The organism is Reyranella sp. CPCC 100927 (genome assembly GCF_007859315.1).
GTDB lineage: Bacteria > Pseudomonadota > Alphaproteobacteria > Reyranellales > Reyranellaceae > Vineibacter.
This window is the reverse complement of the sequence record NZ_VOHA01000006.1, coordinates 239,510-258,413: the sequence shown is the minus strand read 5'-3', so window position 1 is coordinate 258,413 and position 18,904 is coordinate 239,510. Positions and strand designations below refer to the sequence as shown.

General features: G+C 65.7%; 18 protein-coding genes. 9 read left to right on the top strand and 9 right to left on the bottom strand.

Features of this window, described 5'->3' with window-relative positions; all coding sequences use genetic code 11:
- Positions 1-36 precede the first annotated feature (36 nt).
- The 4 genes from FQU96_RS18910 to katG all read right to left on the bottom strand — a co-directional run bounded on the left by FQU96_RS18910 (position 37) and on the right by katG (position 5,427).
- Positions 37-825 carry an IclR family transcriptional regulator gene (locus tag FQU96_RS18910; protein WP_146542878.1) on the bottom strand — a complete coding sequence of 263 codons (789 nt, stop codon included), beginning with the start codon at positions 823-825 and terminating at the stop codon, positions 37-39.
- On the bottom strand, positions 825-1,802 hold the full coding sequence (locus FQU96_RS18905; RefSeq protein WP_146542877.1) for a tripartite tricarboxylate transporter substrate binding protein: 978 nt from the start codon (positions 1,800-1,802) through the stop codon (positions 825-827). The genes FQU96_RS18910 and FQU96_RS18905 overlap by 1 nt, the downstream gene beginning before the upstream one ends.
- 82 nt (positions 1,803-1,884) lie before the next feature.
- Entirely contained in the window at positions 1,885-3,027 is a 1,143-nt protein-coding gene (locus FQU96_RS18900; RefSeq protein WP_218574768.1) for an acyl-CoA dehydrogenase family protein, read from the bottom strand.
- Between the two features lie 231 nt (positions 3,028-3,258).
- Positions 3,259-5,427, bottom strand: coding sequence for a catalase/peroxidase HPI (gene katG / locus FQU96_RS18895; protein WP_146542875.1), 2,169 nt, complete (start codon positions 5,425-5,427; stop codon positions 3,259-3,261).
- 789 nt (positions 5,428-6,216) lie between these two features.
- On the opposite strand from katG, the gene FQU96_RS18890 reads away from it, so the two are divergent.
- The 4 genes from FQU96_RS18890 (at position 6,217) to FQU96_RS18875 (ending at position 9,083) form a co-directional block, all read left to right on the top strand.
- A complete protein-coding gene (locus FQU96_RS18890) occupies positions 6,217-6,810 on the top strand; it encodes a histidine phosphatase family protein (protein ID WP_146542874.1) in 594 nt (197 codons plus the stop codon).
- Between the two features lie 149 nt (positions 6,811-6,959).
- On the top strand, positions 6,960-7,202 hold the full coding sequence (locus FQU96_RS18885; protein ID WP_146542873.1) for a hypothetical protein: 243 nt from the start codon (positions 6,960-6,962) through the stop codon (positions 7,200-7,202).
- A 103-nt stretch (positions 7,203-7,305) separates the two neighbouring features.
- Positions 7,306-8,184, top strand: a complete 879-nt coding sequence (locus FQU96_RS18880; RefSeq protein WP_255468404.1) for a DUF692 domain-containing protein — start codon at positions 7,306-7,308, stop codon at positions 8,182-8,184.
- Entirely contained in the window at positions 8,181-9,083 is a 903-nt protein-coding gene (locus FQU96_RS18875) for a DNA-binding domain-containing protein (protein WP_146542872.1), read from the top strand. Before FQU96_RS18880 ends, FQU96_RS18875 begins: the two co-directional genes overlap by 4 nt.
- Positions 9,084-9,140: 57 nt before the next feature.
- On the opposite strand, the gene FQU96_RS18870 is transcribed toward FQU96_RS18875, so the two are convergent.
- Both FQU96_RS18870 and FQU96_RS18865 read right to left on the bottom strand, forming a co-directional pair.
- A complete protein-coding gene (locus FQU96_RS18870) occupies positions 9,141-10,040 on the bottom strand; it encodes an OmpA family protein (RefSeq protein ID WP_178130582.1) in 900 nt (299 codons plus the stop codon).
- Between the two features lie 133 nt (positions 10,041-10,173).
- On the bottom strand, positions 10,174-10,863 hold the full coding sequence (locus FQU96_RS18865) for a hypothetical protein (RefSeq protein ID WP_146542870.1): 690 nt from the start codon (positions 10,861-10,863) through the stop codon (positions 10,174-10,176).
- Positions 10,864-10,991: 128 nt separating this feature from the next.
- Here FQU96_RS18865 and FQU96_RS18860 point away from each other — a divergent pair, with 128 nt between their 5' ends.
- The 3 genes from FQU96_RS18860 to FQU96_RS18850 all read left to right on the top strand — a co-directional run bounded on the left by FQU96_RS18860 (position 10,992) and on the right by FQU96_RS18850 (position 13,094).
- Entirely contained in the window at positions 10,992-11,201 is a 210-nt protein-coding gene (locus tag FQU96_RS18860) for a hypothetical protein (RefSeq protein WP_146542869.1), read from the top strand.
- Between the two features lie 62 nt (positions 11,202-11,263).
- On the top strand, positions 11,264-11,731 hold the full coding sequence (locus tag FQU96_RS18855; protein WP_146542868.1) for a CBS domain-containing protein: 468 nt from the start codon (positions 11,264-11,266) through the stop codon (positions 11,729-11,731).
- A gap of 151 nt (positions 11,732-11,882) precedes the next feature.
- Entirely contained in the window at positions 11,883-13,094 is a 1,212-nt protein-coding gene (locus FQU96_RS18850) for an adenylate/guanylate cyclase domain-containing protein (RefSeq protein ID WP_178130581.1), read from the top strand.
- An 8-nt stretch (positions 13,095-13,102) separates the two neighbouring features.
- Here the strand turns inward: FQU96_RS18850 and FQU96_RS18845 are convergent, their stop codons facing one another.
- Positions 13,103-15,295, bottom strand: a complete 2,193-nt coding sequence (locus tag FQU96_RS18845) for a PAS domain S-box protein (protein ID WP_146542866.1) — start codon at positions 15,293-15,295, stop codon at positions 13,103-13,105.
- Between the two features lie 293 nt (positions 15,296-15,588).
- On the opposite strand from FQU96_RS18845, the gene FQU96_RS18840 reads away from it, so the two are divergent.
- Both FQU96_RS18840 and FQU96_RS18835 read left to right on the top strand, forming a co-directional pair.
- Entirely contained in the window at positions 15,589-16,050 is a 462-nt protein-coding gene (locus tag FQU96_RS18840; protein ID WP_146542865.1) for a response regulator, read from the top strand.
- Positions 16,051-16,059: 9 nt separating this feature from the next.
- A complete protein-coding gene (locus FQU96_RS18835; RefSeq protein ID WP_146542864.1) occupies positions 16,060-16,446 on the top strand; it encodes a response regulator in 387 nt (128 codons plus the stop codon).
- 88 nt (positions 16,447-16,534) lie between these two features.
- Here FQU96_RS18835 and FQU96_RS18830 read toward each other — a convergent pair whose 3' ends face one another.
- Both FQU96_RS18830 and FQU96_RS18825 read right to left on the bottom strand, forming a co-directional pair.
- Entirely contained in the window at positions 16,535-17,326 is a 792-nt protein-coding gene (locus tag FQU96_RS18830) for a creatininase family protein (protein ID WP_146542863.1), read from the bottom strand.
- Positions 17,327-17,373: 47 nt separating this feature from the next.
- Positions 17,374-18,840 (bottom strand): hypothetical protein, encoded by a 1,467-nt coding sequence (locus FQU96_RS18825; RefSeq protein ID WP_146542862.1) that lies wholly within the window; start codon positions 18,838-18,840, stop codon positions 17,374-17,376.
- Between the last annotated feature and the right edge of the window lie 64 nt (positions 18,841-18,904).

Here is an 18,904-nt window from a genome sequence, read left to right as displayed (position 1 = left end):
TCGCAATTGCAACTCATTCGCAATTAAGATCGGTAATCAGCCGCGGGACCAGCGCTGGCCCGCCATGGCCGCCGAGATCTCGGCGGCGCGGTCGCGCAGGTCCTCGCCCAGCGCCTTGACGTCGGCCTTGCTCATCTGCGCGCCGAAGCCGACGGCGCTGATCGCCATCAACGGCCGGGCGAGAGCGTCGAGCACCGCGGACGACACCGTGGTTACGCCCTTCACGTAGTGACTTTGGTCGACCGCGTAGCCGCGCCTGCGCGCCTCGTCGACCTCGGCCAGGTACACATCGAAGCTGAGGTCGCCCTCCCAGCGCAGCGCCGCAAAGCGCGCGCGCAGCGCCGGCGTGGTCAACCCGGAATGCGCCGCCATGCAGCGACCCAGCGCCGCGATATACATCGGCAGGCGCTGGCCGATGCTCATGTGGACCCGGATCGCGGCATCGTTGTCGGCGCGGTCGACCAGCACCACACGCTCTCCCCGCATCACGTGCCACAGGGTGCAGGTCACGTGATGGTTCATCGCCACCTCGCGCAGATGGGGCCGCACCATCGCGATATAGCTCACCTGCTCCAGGGTGCCCTTGGCCAGCGCGAGCACGCCGAGGCCGACCGCGTAGGTCTTGGTGGCCTCGTCGAACACCGCAAGCCCTTCGTGCACCAGCGTCCTGAGCAGGTTGAAGCAGGTGCTCGGGTTGATTTCGAGATCCCGCGCGATCCGCGTCACCCCGACGGGTGTCTGCGCCGCCGCCACGTACCGCAGCACGGCGAGGCCGCTGCTCAGTGCGCCGACCCGCTTCTCGGTTACGGGATCGTCCGCGGGCATCAGTCGGCCTTGAGGTTGAGGTCCTTGATGATGGCCGTCCAGACCTTGAGCTGGTCCTTCTGGTACTGCACCGCGCGCTGGCGCGTCGAGGGTATCGGCACGACGCCGGCCTGGAGCAGCGCCGATCGCACCGTGTCGGTATTGAGGATGCGGACCACCTCCTGGTTCAGGCGGTCCAGGATGGGCTCGGGCGTGGCGGCGGGCGCCACCAGCACCCACCAGCCCGACATGTCGGGCGGTGTCGCGAGCCCACTCTCGGCAAAGGTCGGCACGTCGGGCAGCAGCGGATTGCGCTGCGCCGTGGGCACGCCGACCGCACGCACCTTGCCGGACCTGATCATGGCCAGCGATGCGGCCACGTCGGCGACCATGGTCTGCACGTTGCCGGAAATCACGTCGACCAGCGCCGGCGGTACCGATTTGTAGGGCACGTGCGTCATGTCGAGCTGGTAGGTGTTCTTGATCGTGCCGCCGTAGGCGATGCCGCCGGTGTTGCCGCTGGCATAGTTGAACTTGCCGGGGCTGGCCTTGATCAGCTGGATCAGCTCGGGCGCTGTCCTGGCCGCGACATCGGTGTTGACGACCCAGACATAGGTGACCGACGCGACCATCGTGGCGTAGCTCAGGTCCTTGGCCGGATCGTAGCGCACGCCGCCGGTCAGCCCGCCCGGGCTGGCGACGAGCCCGGCATTGGTCATCAGCCCCAAGGTGTAACCGTCGGGCGTCGACGTGACGACGGCCTCGGTGCCCACGGTCGAGTTGTTGCCGGGCTTGTTGTCGACGACGATCGGCTGGCCCAGGGCGCGGGACAACGGGTCGGCGACGATGCGCGCAACGATGTCGCTGCCGGAGCCGGCCCCATAGGGCACGACGAGCCGGATCGGCTTGTTCGGCCAGGTCTGCCCCGCGGCGGCCCCGGCGACGGTCCAGAGGCTCGCGACGGCCGCGAGGCCGGCGAACCAGCGGATGATCTTCATGGCGTTCCTCCTTGATGTGTCGTGAGCCGGCGCTGGTTTACCTGCCTCATCAAGCGCACGGCGATCGCAGGACGACGCGAGTTCACGGCTTGAAGCCGAGCTCGCGCAGGATGATGTTCTTCTGGATCTCGCTGGTGCCTTCGCCGATCACGTAAACCAGTGCATCGCGATGGATACGGCCCACCGGATATTCGCGCATGATCCCGGCGCCGCCGTGAATGCGGATCGCCTGTTCGCTCACCGCCACCGCGGTTTCGCTGGCGATCAGCTTCACCCGCGCCGCGGTCGCCGCGTCGAGCGTGTTCTGATCGACACGCCAAGCACCATAGTAGACGAGCCACTTGGCTGCCTCGATCTGCGCCGACATTTCCGCGAGCTTGTGGCCGATCGCCTGGAAGTCGCCGATACGCCGGCCCGCGACCAGGCGGTCGCGCGCATAGGCCGTGGCCGCATCGAACGCCGCGCGCGCCATGCCCAGCGCATTGGCCGCGACGCCGACGCGGTTTTCACTCAGCGACTCCAGGATCACCGGGTAGGTGCCGAGCCGTTCGCCCAGCACGCAGTCGTCGGGCACGAAAACGTCCTCGATGTGGATCAGGCCGGTCTCGGAGGCGCGGATGCCCTCCTTCTTCAGCTTGTGGATGACCATGCCCTTGGCCGGCAATTCGACAATGAACAGGCTCACGGCGTCACCCGTGAGCTCGGGCGCGGTGCGGGCCGCGACGAGCAGGAAATCGGCGATCGGCGCGTTGGTGATGTAGAGCTTGCTGCCATTGAGCCGCCAGCCGCCGACGGTCCGCTCGGCGCGCGTCTTGAGCGCGCGGATGTTGGAGCCGCCGTCGGGCTCGCTGAGCGCGAAGCCGGCAATCTTGCGGCCCTGCACCGCTGGCCGGAAGAAACGCTGGCGCTGTGCGTCCGTGCCGGCTTTCCAGATCGGCCAGATCCCGAGATGGCTGTGCGCCGACCAGCTCGAGGCGAAGCCCTGGCTCATGTAGCTCAGTTCCTCGCGCACGATGCAGTCGCTGATCTTGTCCAGCCCGCTGCCGCCGTCGTCCTCGGGGTAGCGCACGCCGAGCAGGCCGAGTTCACCCCAGCGGGCGAACACCTGGCGCGGCAGGACTTCGTTTTCCTCGGCCGCCGCGACCAGCGACTGATGCTCCGTTTGGCACAAGCGCCTGACGGTGTCCCGCACGGCGGCATGCTGTTCCGAGAAGGTGAAATCCATGACCAGCCATCATTCTCTATAGAAAATATTATTCTTGAGATAGAATGATGCCTCCACCCGACGGCAAGGTCAACGCATGTGCGATCGCCCCTGCGCAGACAGAGGGTGCACGCCGTCAGCCGTTCGTCCGCGCCGCGCGCGGAGTGACGTTGAACATGCGCCTTTGCGCGATCAACCACCTCCGTCTATCGCGACGGAGGTCATTGCGCATACCGTCCCGCTGCGGCGAGATCAGGCGTTGTCGAAGCGATCGAGATTCATCACCTTGGTCCATGCCGCCACGAAGTCCTTCGCGAACTTCTCCTTCGAATCGGCCGTGGCATAGACCTCCGCCAGTGCGCGCAGCTGGGCGTGCGAGCCGAAGATCAGATCGACACGCGTGCCCGTCCACTTGACCTGCCTGGTCTTGCGGTCGCGCCCTTCGTACACGCCCTCCTGGCCGGCAAGCGGCTGCCACTCGGTGGCCATGGAGAGCAGGTTGACGAAGAAGTCGTTGCTGAGCGTTCCCGGCTTGTCGGTGAAGACGCCATGCTTGGCATTGCCGGCATTGGCGCCGAGCACGCGCAGGCCACCCACCAGCACCGTCAGCTCGGGCGACGAGAGCGTGAGAAGCTGCGCGCGATCGACCAGCGCCTCCTCCGGCGCCATGAACTGCCTGCCGCTGAGATAGTTGCGGAAGCCATCGGCGCGCGGCTCGAGTGGCTCGAAGGAGTGGGAGTCGGTCTGCTCCTGCGAGGCGTCCATCCGGCCGGCCATGAAGGGGACCTTCACATCGATCCCGGCGTCCTTGGCGGCCTTCTCGACCGCGGCGCTGCCGCCCAGCACGATCAGGTCGGCCAGCGACACCTTCTTGCCGCCAGCCGCGGCATTGAACTCCTTCTGGATCGCCGCGAGCTTCTCGAGGACGGTCTTGAGCGCAGCCGGCCGATTGACCTCCCAGTCCTTCTGCGGCGCGAGCCGGACGCGCGCGCCGTTGGCGCCGCCGCGCTTGTCGGAACCGCGGAAGGTCGAGGCCGATGCCCAGGCGGCCGACACCAGGTCGGGAACCGAAAGGCCCGACGCCAGGATCTTCTGCTTGAGCGATTGGACCTCGGCATCACCGATCAGCGGATGATCGACTTCCGGGATCGGGTCCTGCCAGATCAGCGTCTCCTTTGGCACGAGCGGGCCGAGGTAGCGCTGGATCGGTCCCATGTCGCGGTGGGTGAGCTTGTACCACGCCCGCGCGAAGGCGTCGGCGAACTGCTCGGGATGATCGTGGAAGCGCCGCGAGATCTTCTCGTAGGCCGGATCGAAGCGCAGCGACAGGTCGGTGGTCAGCATGGTCGGCACATGCTTCTTCGACTTGTCGAAGGCATCGGGAATCGTCGCCTCGGCGTTCTTCGCTTTCCACTGCTGGGCCCCGGCCGGACTCTTGGTCAACTCCCATTCGTACTTGAACAGGTGCTCGAAGAAGTCGCCGCTCCACCGGGTTGGAGTCCGGGTCCAGGTGACCTCGGGACCGCCGGTGATGGCATCGGCGCCGACACCGGTGCCATACGTGCTCTTCCAGCCGAGGCCCTGGTCCTCGATCGCCCCGCCTTCCGGCTCCGGCCCGATCAGCGACGGATCGCCGGCGCCGTGGGTCTTGCCGAAGCTGTGGCCGCCGGCGATCAGCGCAACGGTCTCCTCGTCATTCATCGCCATGCGGGCGAACGTCTCGCGGATATCCTTGGCCGCCGCGACCGGATCGGGTTTGCCGTTCGGTCCCTCCGGATTGACGTAGATCAGGCCCATCTGCACCGCGCCGAGCGGGTTCCGCAGCTCACGTTCACCGCTGTAGCGCTCGTCGCCCAGCCACGTTCCTTCCGGACCCCAGTAAAGCTCTTCCGGCTCCCAGGTGTCGGCGCGGCCGCCGGCGAAACCGAAGGTCTTGAAGCCCATCGATTCGAGCGCGACGTTGCCGGCGAGGATGTACAGGTCCGCCCAGGAAAGCTTGCGGCCGTACTTCTGCTTGATCGGCCACAGGAGACGGCGTGCCTTGTCGAGGTTGGCGTTATCCGGCCAGCTGTTGAGCGGCGCGAAGCGCTGTTGGCCGCCGCCGGCGCCGCCACGGCCGTCGGCGATGCGATAGGTGCCGGCGCTGTGCCATGCCATGCGGATGAACAGGCCGCCATAGTGGCCGAAGTCGGCCGGCCACCAGTCCTGTGAATTCGTCATCAGGGCGTGCAGGTCCTTGATCACGGCATCGAGGTCGAGGCTCTTGAACGCCTTGGCGTAGTCGAACGCCTCGCCCATCGGATTGGAGAAGTTCGAATACTGGTTGAGCAGCGAGAGGTTCAACTGGTTGGGCCACCAGTCACGGTTGGCATGGCCACGGGGCTGGCCGCCGTTGAACGGGCATTTGCTGTCGGTTGTCATGCTGTCCTCCAGTCGTGATCCGGTTCGTCCCCGCATCGTTCAGCGATGCGGCACTTCAAGACAACGGCGCATCCGAGAGACTAACGCGCAAACATGGTGCATTGGCGCGCTGCGACAACATCACAGCGATCTTGACCATCATAGCCCGGATCGTAACAGGCTCGCCGCTGGCGGTGAACAATCCCCACGCATGGCGAGTCCGAAGGATGGTGCGGACGGCGGGGCTCGAACCCGCATTCCCTTGCGAGAAGCAGATTTTCGTACCACCTCGGCTTTCGCCGCCGCCTCACCGGCGTTCGTGGTCTGGACTATCCCTTCGCCATAGCCTTCCGGCCGTAGGCGCCGCCCGTCTAGTCTCTACACCTTCCCCCGAAGGAGCTTGGCTCGGGATTGGCTTAGGTTGATCCCTTAGCTTTCCCCGACTTTGAGCGGTTCTACGCCACAGGTTTCCCCGTGGGCACTCCAATTAAAGTCTGCTGCGTCTACCGATTTCGCCACGTCCGCGTTCGCCTTGGTTCTCCTCTGGTGCCGTAGCGAAGACCGTCATGCAAGCGCGAAGACGACATAGGCTGCTGAAACCCGATGGCTCCTGGCTGGCACCCTTCCTCCAAATCCTTGTTCTTATAGGGAAATCGATCGAAGGTAGAGGGTCGCCACAGCTGAAAGATGCCCGTTTGCAGTCCATCCCCACAGTGGTGCACCCGGGCGTTCATCAAGCCGCTGTCGCTGGCGTGCCGCTTGGCGTATTGATCGTTCCCTCGCCGCATCGCGGCTCTTCACACACTTGCCATGACCCTGCACCGCCGCACGCTCCTGACGCTTCTGCCCGTTCCCTTCGTGGCCAACCGCGCCTGGGCGCGCGAATTGTCGGCCGACCTGCGGCGCGGCGGTTATGTGATCTACCTGAGGCACGCCGAGACCGACACCAAGCCCGAACCAACGCTGGGCGATATCAAGGACTGCCTGTGGCAGCGCAACCTGACCCCCGCCGGCAAGACCCAGGCGACGACCATCGGGCAGATCCTGAAGGAACTCGGCGTTCGCTACGGCCAGGTCGCGAGCAGCCCGTTCTGTCGTTGTCGCGACACCGCACAACTGGTGGCCGTTCGCCCGGCCCAGGTCCTGCCCGAACTGCTGTACCACGTTACCCAAAGCCCCAATGAGCAAGCCGCTGGCATCGAGCGACTACGCGTGCTGCTGTCAAACCACGAACCGGGCGGCCGCTGCACGCTGCTGGTGGGACATGCGCCGCCGTTCAAGGCTCTCACCGGAATCGAACTGGCCGAGGGCCAGGCCGCCATCATCCTGCCGCGCCAGACCAAGGATTTCGACATCGCGGGCTTCCTCGACGCGAAGGGCGTGCGCAGCCGAGACGACGGTTGATCGTCGGCGCGTGGCTCGCGTGGACGTGATCCTGCGCGAGCCGACAGTCGCCAAGCTGTTACTTCCCGGTGAACGGATCAACGCGCCATGCTTTGGACGCGTCGGACGGTTCCGTCGACCGGCGTCACAACAATCGAGGGAGTATACGCATGTCGAAAAAGACCGCGCTGGTCGCCGCCGCCGCTGCCGCCATGTTTGCCGCCGGCGCGATCGCTTCCGTGGCGCACGCGCAGAGCGGCGTGAGATGCTCGGGCATCAATTCGTGCAAAGGCACGTCGGCCTGCAAGACAGCCACCTCCGCCTGCAAGGGCATGAATGCCTGCAAAGGCCAGGGCTGGACGGAGGTCAAGGACGCCGCCGAGTGCACCAGCAAGGGCGGCAAGGTGATGTAGGCTTGTCGCGACGGATGGTCGGGCGCCACGGGAGACCCGTGGCGCCCTGATCGCCTGACTCTTTCACATCCGCTACAGTGGCCGCCCGATCACCGACGCAGCCGTGCCCGACACCCGCATCCAATCCAGCGAGCCCGTGACGGCGATTGCCGGGACGTTGGGTTTTGGGCTGGGCCTGCGCCATCAGCACTACCAGGAGATCGCCGACACGCCCGGCAAGGTGGACTGGTTCGAGGCCCTCAGCGAGAACTACATGGTGGCCGGTGGCCGCCCGTTACATTGGCTCGACCGGTTGCGCCGCGACCACCCGATGGTCCTGCACGGCGTGTCATTGAGCATCGGCGCCGTCGATCCCCTGGACATCGACTACCTCCATGCTCTGACGACGCTGGCGCAGCGGGTCGAACCGTGCTGGATCTCCGACCATCTGTGTTTCACGGGCCACGCCGGCGTCAACCTGCACGACCTGTTGCCGCTGCCCTACACGGAGGAGGCACTGGCACATGTCGTGCAGCGCGTTGAGCGCGTGCAGGACGTGCTGGGCCGCCGCATCCTGCTGGAGAACGTCTCAAGCTACGTGCAATACGCCGAGTCGCAATTGAGCGAATGGGACTTCCTGGCCGCCGTCGCCGAGCGGGCCGACTGCGACATCCTGCTCGACGTCAACAACATCCACGTCTCTGCCTTCAACCACGAGTTCGATCCGCGCGCCTACCTCGCCGCCATCCCCGCCGCGCGCGTCAGGCAGATCCATCTCGCCGGCCATCTGCACTGCGGCACGCACATCATCGACACGCACGATCATCCCATCATCGACGACGTATGGGCGCTGTATGCCGATGCGATCCGCCGCTTCGGCATGATCCCCACCATGATCGAGCGCGACGACGATATTCCCCCCTACGCCGATCTGGTTGCCGAGCTTGATCAGGCACGCGCTGTCGCCGCACAGGCGCTGGCGAGCCGCGGGTCATCACCATGACGGCACTGGCGAGGCTGCAGGCCGAATTCCGCGCCTGGATGCAGCAGACACCGGTGACACCGCACGGTCTGCGGACTCACGACAACGCGCCTGACGCCGTCGCCGCACCCGACGCCATTCGCGCCCGCGTATCGGACACCCGGAAAACGACGCGAGACGTCCTGCTCGATGTCTATCGCGATGCCTATGCGCTGCGCCTGATCGAGGCGTTGCAGACCGACTACCCTGGCCTGCATGCCATGGCAGGCACGGCAGATTTCGACGCCATGGCGCGGGCCTATATCAAGGCACATCCATCGCGACACCCGTCGGTGCGCTGGTTCGGCCGCAGCCTTGCCGACTTCCTCGGCGCGACACCGCCCTTCAACGCCACGCCGGCCGCCGCCGAGATGGCGCGCTTCGAATGGCTGCTGGGCGAGGCTTTCGATGCCGCCGATGCCGTCCCCGCCACCTTCGACGACATGGTCGCCTTGCCGGCAGATGCATGGAACAGCCTGCGCTTCACCTTCGTCCCCTCGCTGCGATGCGTCACGCTGCGCTATCAGGTCCCGCAGGCCTGGCTGCGTCGTGCCGCCGCCGGTGCGTTGGAGGTGCCGCCGGCCGTAAGCCCGGAGTCAACCGTGGACTGGCCCGGGGTCGACTGGCTGATCTGGCGCACGGCGCCGGACGCTGAGACCCAGTTCCGGTCGATGGATCCGGATGAGGCCTGGATGCTCGATCAAGCGCGCGAGGGCGTGATCTTCCCCGACTTATGCGACGAACTGGCCGCCTTTGCGCCAGCCGCCGACGGCGTGGCCGCCGCCGAGGACAATGCCGCCCAGTGGGCAGCGCAGCGTGCTGCCGGCCTGCTGCGTGCCTGGATCGACACCGGCTGCGTCACTGAAGCCGCCGTCGCATAAAAAATGCGGCCGCTTCGCAGCGGCCGCATTCGCATGTCAGGAAGTCTGTGCGTCAGACTAGTTGATCACGATCTCGACGCGACGGTTCTGCGGCTCGCGCACGCCATCGGCCGTCGGCACCAGGGGCTCACCCTCGCCGCGGGCCACCACCTGCATGCTGGAAGCCGGGATGCCTTCGCGAACCAGTGCATCCTTCACTGCGTTGGCGCGCCGCATCGACAGCGCCATGTTGTAGGCGTCGCTGCCCGAACGATCGGCGTGACCCGTGACGCTCACGCTCGTCTTGTTGCCGCTCTTGGCTGCCGCTGCCGCCTGCTGGACGGTCTGCAGAGCCTGCTGCGTCAACGTCGCGCGATCGAAGTCAAAGAACACGACGTAGCTCTGACGCGTGGTGGCGATCGGCGGCGGCGGCGGTTCGGCCGCACGCGCCGGCTGACCGAACTTGTAGCCGATGGTCAGCATGGCGCTGTGGTCGTAGATGTCACGGCCCTTCACGAAGGTGTCGACCACCTTATAGTCGACGCTGGTGAACAGGCCGCCGTCGAACTGGTAGCGCACGCCCACGATGCCCTGCATCGCGAACTTCAAGCCACGGCTCTCGATGTGATTGCCGCCGATACCGATACCGACGTGCGGCGACAGCGGGAAATCGTCGAACGTAAAGTCATACAACGCGTTCACGAACCCGCCGAACTGATCGATCCGCGAGCCACGGTACTTGTTGCTGCGCCAGACACCTTCGAGTTCGACGCGGGGACCGACGAAGTCGTAACCCACCACGCCGCCTAGACCGAAGCCAATCTTCTCGTCCGACGTCCTGGGAAGATCGAGCCAGTTCACGCCGCCTTCGAGGCCGACATAGAAACCAGGTGTGTTGTTCGGGCTCTGCGCGTGGGCGAACGCCGGCGCGACAGCTGCCGCAGCCACGATCAGGGGGATCGCGAGAACTCTTTTCATATACCTACTCCGTTGTTGCCGCCGGACAGCCAGTGGCTTGTCCCGACAGTGATTCAATGGGCGGCAATTGCGGCGTGTTCCGGGCATCTCGAAGACGTCACAGTGACGCGCGGTCCCAAAATGCGACAGAGTGTTACCGTGCGCGTTCTTTCATCCGCGCTGCGTCGATGGCATCGACAATATCGGTGTCACTCAACGTCTCGCCTTTTTGCGCACAACGAATGCCGAGAATCGCCCAGGCATGGCCTGCGCCGCGGTCAGGACCTGGCTTTCGAAAACCCACGCAACTGGCGCCATCTTCCGCCGTGAACAGCGCATAGCCGCTGCCGGCGTTGAGGCGTACCGCCGACCAGTTGCGTCCGCCGCGCGCCAGTGGAATGGACTGACTCAGTTGTTCGGGCAGAGCCACGCTGAAGCGAATCCACGACTGTTCGTCGAGGCCCTCCATCAGATACAGAAAAGAGGCCCCTGCCGCTGTTGTCGTTGCAGCCGTATAGAACCGATACGTGGCGCGTGAACCGCCGCCCGGATGGTAGGGTTCACTCGCGCGACAGTGAAGGCCTTCGGTCGCGGCCAGCGGCGATTCACTGCAAGCGACATCAGCCCACACCTGAGCTTGCGCCACCGTGGACGGCAGCATGGCGCATAGGACGGCCACCATGGCGCCGCCGCACACCACACGCCTGCTGCCAGTGCCATTCTCACTGCGACACCTGACCATAACCTGCTCCCCACCAGTCGCGACCGTCAGCGTCGCGATATCAGACGTGGTTGCTTCCTCGCATATAGGATCGGGCACTCGAACTTGCAGTCCCATCATCATGCCCGTGGCCTTTCGGTGATCGTGCTGCCCGCGCCATGGTCAATACGACGATGCGCCAAAATCTTCCAACGACCGGGAGCGAAGCGCTGTGCGCGGCGTTGGATTCAGGAAATCGCGAGGGAGAATTCATGGCCGATCCGAAGCACCGCCACGCACGTGATGCCCAGATCAAGAAGGTCGACGATCATCATCCTTACGGTGGCGTCCGATCAGAGCCTTTGAAGGACGTTCCTCCGATTGTCGATGATTCGAAACCGCATCCGAGTCTCAAACCACAGCGCGATCCGCATGGACACGACAAGCCCCATGCCGAACCGCCCGACAAGAACCAGTCATAGCCTGCATAGCCTGGCGACTGGACTTGTCGTTCAGCACTCACCCCAAACGGATGGAGAACCCCATGAAGCTTGCCGAAGTCATGACGCGTGACGTCGAAACCATCGCGCCCGATACCTCGCTGCAGGCCGCTGCACAACGCATGGAAGAATTGAATGTGGGTGCCCTGCCTGTGTGCGACGGCGCGCGACTGATCGGCGTCGTCACCGACCGCGACATCACCGTTCGCGGCGTCTCCGTGGGCGCCTCGCCGGGCGACGATGTGGTCGCCGACTGCATGAGCGCCGAGCCGCTCTACGCCCGTGAAGACGACTCCGTGGAACATGCGCTCGATCGCATGCGGGCCGCTCAGGTCCGGCGCCTGATGATCATCGACGGCGACAAACAGCTGGTCGGCGTGGTGTCGCTGGGTGACCTCGCGACCAAGGCACCGAACAAGGCCGATTCGGCCACCGCGCTCGAGGAGATCTCGACACCAGCCAAGCCCGATCGACCGGCGCGCAAGACGCGCGCCCGCAAGAAAAGCGTCTGACTGCAGGTTAGCGATACTCACGGCATGCCATCCGTGCCATCGTCGTCGTGCGCAGGACGATTGATGGGGGAGCCGGATGTCCGCCAGGCGCGATACAGCGCATGTTGATGATGCTGACACCGGGTCCGCAGACCAACGACCGTCCGCAGCGTTGGCCAACGCTGCGGACGGCGAGTTGCGGCTGTTCCTCGAAGAGATCTGTTGCGAGTTGGTGCGCGCGCACCACGTCGAGAACGATGGATCGGCGCCGGAGAGTATCGAGACGATCCGCGAAGTGCGGTTGGGCGCCCCGGGCTCGTTCGCGGATATCCGCGTCGCGCCGCCAGCCGGGGCGCCCTACTTCGTCGAGGTGAAATGGGGCTATGGCGTCGACGAGACCATCGAGCGCCTGGCGCGCAAATACGCCACGAATCCCGATCGCACGTGCCAGCGTCTGGTGGTCGTGACCGACCACGCCGATGGCACGGCGCGGCCGGCTCTCGAAGCGACCCTGCGGCAGCGTTTGTGCCCGACCTTGGCGATCGAGATCTGGGGCGACGGCGAGATTCGACGCCGCATCGAGCAATCGTTCGGCCTGCGCATCGAAACGCTGAGCCGCGGCAATATCCGCGCCATCCGCGATTCGATCATCCGGGCCGAATGGCGCACCGCCTTCGCCGGCGCCGACGATTTCCTCGCACCGACACTGCTCTGGCATTTCAGCTCGTGGACGCTGCGCCGACTGGGACGCGATGGCGGCCTGGCACCTGAAAACGTACTGCGTGCCGGCATCTATCGGGACGTCGCCGTCGTCATGGCCGATATCTGCGCGTTCTCAAGCTACGTCCGCGACACGCGTGACGAGGCGCTGGTGCGCCAGTCGTTGACCGCGTTCTATTCGCAGGCGCGCCAGGCCATCGTCGAAACCGGCGGCATGCTCGACAAGTTCGTCGGGGACGAAGCCATCGGCCTGTTCGGCTTCCCCGACCGGCGGCCCGGCTACGCCGACGACGCACTGCGCTGCGCCCGGCGGCTGATCGACATCGGCAACTCGGTATCGGAACACTGGCAGAGCCGGATCGACCGGGTACAGAAATCGCGCGGCGTCCACATTGGAATCGCCATCGGCGATGTCAGCCTGATGCCGTTGCGCGCCTTCTCGGCAGCACATCATGGCTTCATCGGCGATGCCCTGAACATGACGGCGCGCCTGATGGCGGCGGCCGGCCCCAGTGAGGTGCTGGTCAGCAACGGCTTCCATCAGGCACTTTCGGCGGACAGCAGGAAGTCCTTCGAACCGATCGCTCCGGTCGACGGCCGCAACATCGGCCTTATTCAGTGCTGGCGCCTGCCGCGAACAGGAAACGGATCGACAGCCACATAGGCCGCCCCTCACGCTGCCGGCGCGATCTCCCGCCCGACGGTTGGCTGGCGCGCCGAAGACGCCGGCAGGTCGATATCGAATACGGCGCCGCCCTCGGCGTGATTGTGCGCCGACAAGGTGCCCGACATTTCCGACACGATGCCGTGGCAGATCGACAGCCCCAGGCCGGTTCCCTGGCCTTTTGGTTTCGTGGTGAAGAAGGGCTCGAACAGCCGGTCCAGCGCGTAGTCCGGAATGCCCGGCCCATTGTCGTGCACCGACATTTGTACCCGCTTGCGATCCTCGCTGGGCCGGATACGCAGTTCGATCCGGCCGGGCCGCTGCTCGCGATGCGCCGCCGGCACCATCTTGATGGCATCGCGGGCATTGGTCATCAGGTTGATGACCACCTGCTCGAAACGCGAGCGATGCCCGATCGCCGACGGACACGGTTCGCTGGCGACGACGATCTGCACGCCATCGAGCTTGAGCTGCTCGCTCACCAGATCCAGTGCGCTCTGCACGGCTTCCGGCACATCGAACGGCGCCGGATGATCATCGCCCTTGCGCGCATGCGCGCGCAGCTGGCTGATGACTTTCGAGGCACGATCCGTTTGATCGGCGATGCGCTTGAGCTTGCCGCGCAGAAAATCAGCCATGCCGGCATCGGGCAACGGTTCCAGATCCAGCTCGTCGATGGCATTTTCGGCCGCCATGCGGATCACGGCCAGCGGCTGGTTCAGCTCGTGCGCCATCGCCGCCGCCATTTCGCCAAGCTTCGACAGCTTGGATGCCTCGAACAACGCGGTCTCGGCATTGCGGCGCGCCGTGTCGTCGATGCCGACCAGCACGGCATAGCGCAACCCGCCGTCGGGATCCGGCACGGCACTGGCGGCAAACCGGATGGTATGCTTGGTGTCCCGCCGGTCGAGCAGGATGACGTCGAACTCGAACGGAAAATCGTCGACACCGCCGTCGCGAACCGCCGGCTCGACGATGCTCGCCAGCGCGCGGGTCTTCTGGTTGGCCGACAGCAGCCGACCGCTCATGTCGTCATTGTCGATTCCGACAAGCTCGCCGAATGCCGTGTTGCCCCGGATGAAGTGCCCGGCGCTGTCCAGCACGATCATGTACGCACCAGAGGCATTGGCGAGGGAGCCGACCAGCGCCGCCTCGCGGGCAGCCAGAGCGGCCGCCTTCTCACGATCATCAACGTCGCGGATGGTTCCGGTCACGATCTGCTCGCCGGTCGACCGATCGGAAAGCCAGAGCCGCACCTCGACATGGATCGTTTCGCCCGACGGCTTCGAATAGAGAGCGACCGCTTCGGACTGCACGGCGCCTTCATGCAGGCGGCGACGCAACTCATAGACCCGCTCGCGGTTTTCCGACGGAAACAGATCGTCCAGCCGCATGCCCTCGAGGTCCGCCGGCTCGAAGCCCAGCACCTGGCGTGCCGCCGGGCTGGCGTGGGTGATGATGCCGTTGGCGCCCAGTTCGAGAACGACGTCGGCCAGCGTGCTGAACAGGCGGCTCAACCGGGTCTCGCGGTTGGTGAGCTCGAGCTCGCGGCGTTTGAGATCGGTGACGTCGGTGCGCATGCCAACGACGCTGCCGTCCGACAGGACCCGGTTGGAGATGCGCATCCAGGTCCCGGTCGCCATCCGCACGGTTTCGGGCGGACTGGTCGTCCTCAGCGCGGCCTTGCGCGCGGCGATCCAGGCGTCGGGGTCGTCGATGCCGGTATACACCCCCAGCCGAACGCTCTGACGCAGGTTGTCCTCATAGACCGCCCCGTAGCGCAAGGCGCCGCCGTTGGTGGTCAGCGTGTCACGAAACTTGGCGTTGCACAGCACCAGGCGATCGTTGGCGTCATAGACGACAATGCCTTCCGACGACGCCTCGATGATCTCCGACAGGCGACGGTCGGACCACCGGCGCGCCTTTTCAATCTCGATCACCCGCTCCGTCATGCGGTGGCCCTGGCGGTCGCTCCACCACAGCATCACCAGCAGACACGCAATCGTGAGCGACAGCAGAACCGTCACGTAGGAGGTGGTCGCCTCGACCGGAACCAGAGGCAGGTGGCCGGCCGCCGCGAGCAGCCCGGCGACACCGCAGGCCACAGCGAACCCGATGCAGAGGCTCCGACCGAAACGGCGCATGGCGCGCGGCGAAGGCAGCCGACGGCGCAATGCATCCATGCCGGTGTCCGTCGACATATGCGTCACTCTCCCGCCGACTGTGCCGGCACCCAGACCGGAGCGATCCGCGCGACCTGCCGGCGCTCATTGCCGGCGACGACGCTACCCACCCCAACGCCAATCGGGCAGTTCGCGGACCAACCAGCCGCGCTGGAAAAACCGAGGACCTGCGGTAGGACCTTCACCACGAGCCAACCACATCTGAAAAATCTAACCCAAAATAATAGTCATCCACAATGCAAATATCCCCAGCCTGTGTTGACCAATCCGATACGGAGCGAATTGCTCTGACAAACGACTTCATATTATAGATGTACAGGGTAGAATTCATTGATTTTTTCGCCGCCATGCAGTTATTTCAGGTGGCCGGGAGCTATATTACCATGAGTTCAAGGCCCGATGTCTTGGTGGTCGATGACGATCCCACCCAGTGCTTGGAAATCGCCGAGTACTTGCATCGGCGGGGCTTTGACGTCGTGGAAGCGAACGACGCCGCCACCGCCCTTCGGATCATCGAGACCCGCATGCCAAGGGTTGTCATCTCCGACATCTCGATGCCGGAGATCAACGGCATCTGGATGACCCAGAAGGCGCTCGCCCAGGGTGCGGCGATGAAGATCATCCTGATGTCCGGTGACAGCGACATGGTGCGGGCTGCCAACGTCCAGCACTCGGGGGCCTTCGCAGTCATCCACAAACCGGTGCCGCTCAAGATGCTGGCAAGCTTCGTTGAGCGTGTCGTGTCCGACCCGGAGCGGTCGAATACCGCCTGATTGCCGACCATGAGCAGCGCCATGCGGATCCTGATCGTTGACGACGAGTTCTGCATCGTTGACGAAGTCTGTGACTTCCTGCGCCGTCGTGGTCATGAAGCGGTGGCGGCGGGCAGCGTCGAGGAAGCGTCACGCACGCTGGAAAACGCGCCGCCCTTCGACGTCGTGCTGACCGATATGAAGATGCCGCAGGGCAGCGGCCTGGACGTCCTGCGTGCCTGCAACCGGGCGCGCCCGCCACGGCCGACGACGCTGTTGATGACCGGTCAGTCCGACGACGGCGATGTCGAGCGCGCCACGGCCGAAGGCGTGCTGTCGGTCCTCTGGAAGCCGCTGTCGCTGCGCCGGATCCTCGAAGCACTTGATGTGGTCGAGCGCTACCGCGCCGCCTGCTAGGGCCTGAATCACCGTTGTCATCCCGAGCACAGCGAGGGATCCAGGGGCGACGCCTAGATCCCTCGCTGTGCTCGGGATGACAGGTGTACTACCTCGCCGGCGCGAACCCCGGCGCATCGGCGAAGGCGGCGCGCAGGCCGTGGACGAGGTCGCCAACCACAGCGTCGACGATTTTTTGACCCTTGTACGCGGTGGCGCGCGTTGCATCACCGAAGGCACCGGTCGGGCTGAACTCGTCGGCAGCACCGACGTCATGCGTCCACGACAGGACGAGCGGCCGCGCGATGCCGGCAGGCAGAGCGTCCGAGGCAGTATCATGGTTGGTCGCGCGATCGGGTAGCCGGTCCATGCGCACGGCACGCGCATCCAGGGCCAGCATCACCGAGGTTTCGCGTTCATCGGCATGGCCGCCGCGCGGGTCGTCGAGGACCGTGTCCGCCGCGCGGCCCAGGAACCGCAGATGCGCCGCGACGACACGCGCGACACCGCGGCTGTGGAGGTCGCTCAGCAGCGCATTGATGGGCGCTTCCGTCGAATGGCCCGTGTTGATCAGCGCGATGCGCCCTGCACCCTGGGCGACGAAGCCCTCGCACAGGTCGCGCAGGACGGCGGTGAAGGTGGCGGCCGACAGGCTTTGGCTGCCGGCGAAGCGCACGAACGCCGGGTAGTAGCCAAACGGCACGACCGGCGCGACGAGGACCGGCAAACGCTCGGCAACGCGGCGCGCCAACGCCATCGCGACAGTCGCATCGGTCCGCAACGGCAGATGCGGGCCGTGCTCCTTGGCCGCAGCGCCGATAGGAATCACCACGGGCATGCCCGAATCGATCGCGGTGCGCGCCTCGACCCAGGTCAACTCTTCAAGCATCCGACCCAGCATGGCCTCACGCTAGGCGGCAGCGCACCGACACGCAACGGGAACGTATGTCAGTTCGCCAGCGGCGGCACCTTCTGCTGCATCCGCCCGGGTGGACCGGCGACAATGATCTTGCGGATCGCGGCCAGGGGTGCTGCGTCGTCCGTCGTGATCGTCGTGCCGTCCAGGCGCACGCCAAGGTCGCGCCACAGCGCATCCAGATCGATACGGTGCGATGTTCCGACATAGCGCGCCACCATGCCGGCCATCAACGGCGCGCCCAGCGCCTTGTCGCAGCGCCCGACATACTCGCCCACCGTCCAGCGCTGGGTCGGCGTCATGACGCCGCCCTCGTGCCGGGCGCCGCGGAAGCAGTCCTCGACGCCCTTGGCGCCTGCCGTGGCGCGGCGGATCTCGATATCGGCCATCAGGAAGAACAACGCACCGCCCCAGTAGGCGCTACCGCCCTCCAGGCCGGAGTCGAGTGCCGAAAGCCCGCGCGGCATGTTCTCGATCCACTCACGCCAGACCTCGGCCTCTGTCTTCCAGCCGGCCCGTGCCCGCACGATGGGCTCGACGTAGGTCGCGGCACCTTCCATGAACCACGTGCCATTGCCGCGCAGGAACGGCATGCCGGTATGCACGAACTCGTGCGGCAGCACCCAGTCGTTCTGCAGATCGGCCCGGCTCGACCGCTCGCCGACCTGCACCATCACCGTCGAGCCACCGCCCGGCACCGTGCGCCCGTAGCCGACGCCGCGCCGCCCCGGCGAGGGCAACAGCGCCACCAGCATCCGCCGGTTGGTGAAACCGTCCCAGTAGCCCGCCGTCATCAACGCGGTGCGGCGAACCCATTCGACGAGATCGCCGCGCGCGACATCGAAATCGCCATTGAGGATCGCAAGATCGATATAGGCCTGATCGCCGTCGGACATGCCGGCCGGTGGTGGCACCGCGAGGCGCTCGGCCTGCGCGCGGCCAAACACCGTATATCCCATGAACCGAACGGTGGTGCCCCGCAGGCGCCAGACACCGTTGCTTTCCGGGAGGCCGGCCAGGAAGACCGTGTCCGGCGGCGTCTTCACCGTAATGTCGATCGACGGTTCCGCCGTGCCCTGCCACCGCGGCTCGACAAGCCACGTGGAGGCAACCGACAGCACGGCCTCGCCGCGCGACACCGCGACGCTGACGCTGCTGATCGCGCGCGCCAAGGCACCGAGATCCAGGCGATAGCGCAGTGTCGCCACGCCAGCCTCGGGCGGCACGCGCCATGTGCCGCCATCGCGCTCGATCGGACGATCGGCGCCATCGCGTACCGATTTCAGGGCTGCTGCGGCGCCCGATCCGTCACCGAAGAACTGCACGGGCACCGATGACCGACAGGCCATGGCGACGGCCAACACCGGCCCGGCCGGCACGTCGTCGCGCGCCGCGATCATCTCGACATCGACCTGGGCGGTGCAGTCGGGCGCGGCATCCTGCGCGCGGACCGCAGCAGCCGCGTCCAGGATGAGCACGACGATGGCAGCAAGGGGCATTCCGCGGCGGCCAAGCATGCCGCACTGTAGCGCGCCGGGTGTGGTGCCCGCGACCGTTCCATCC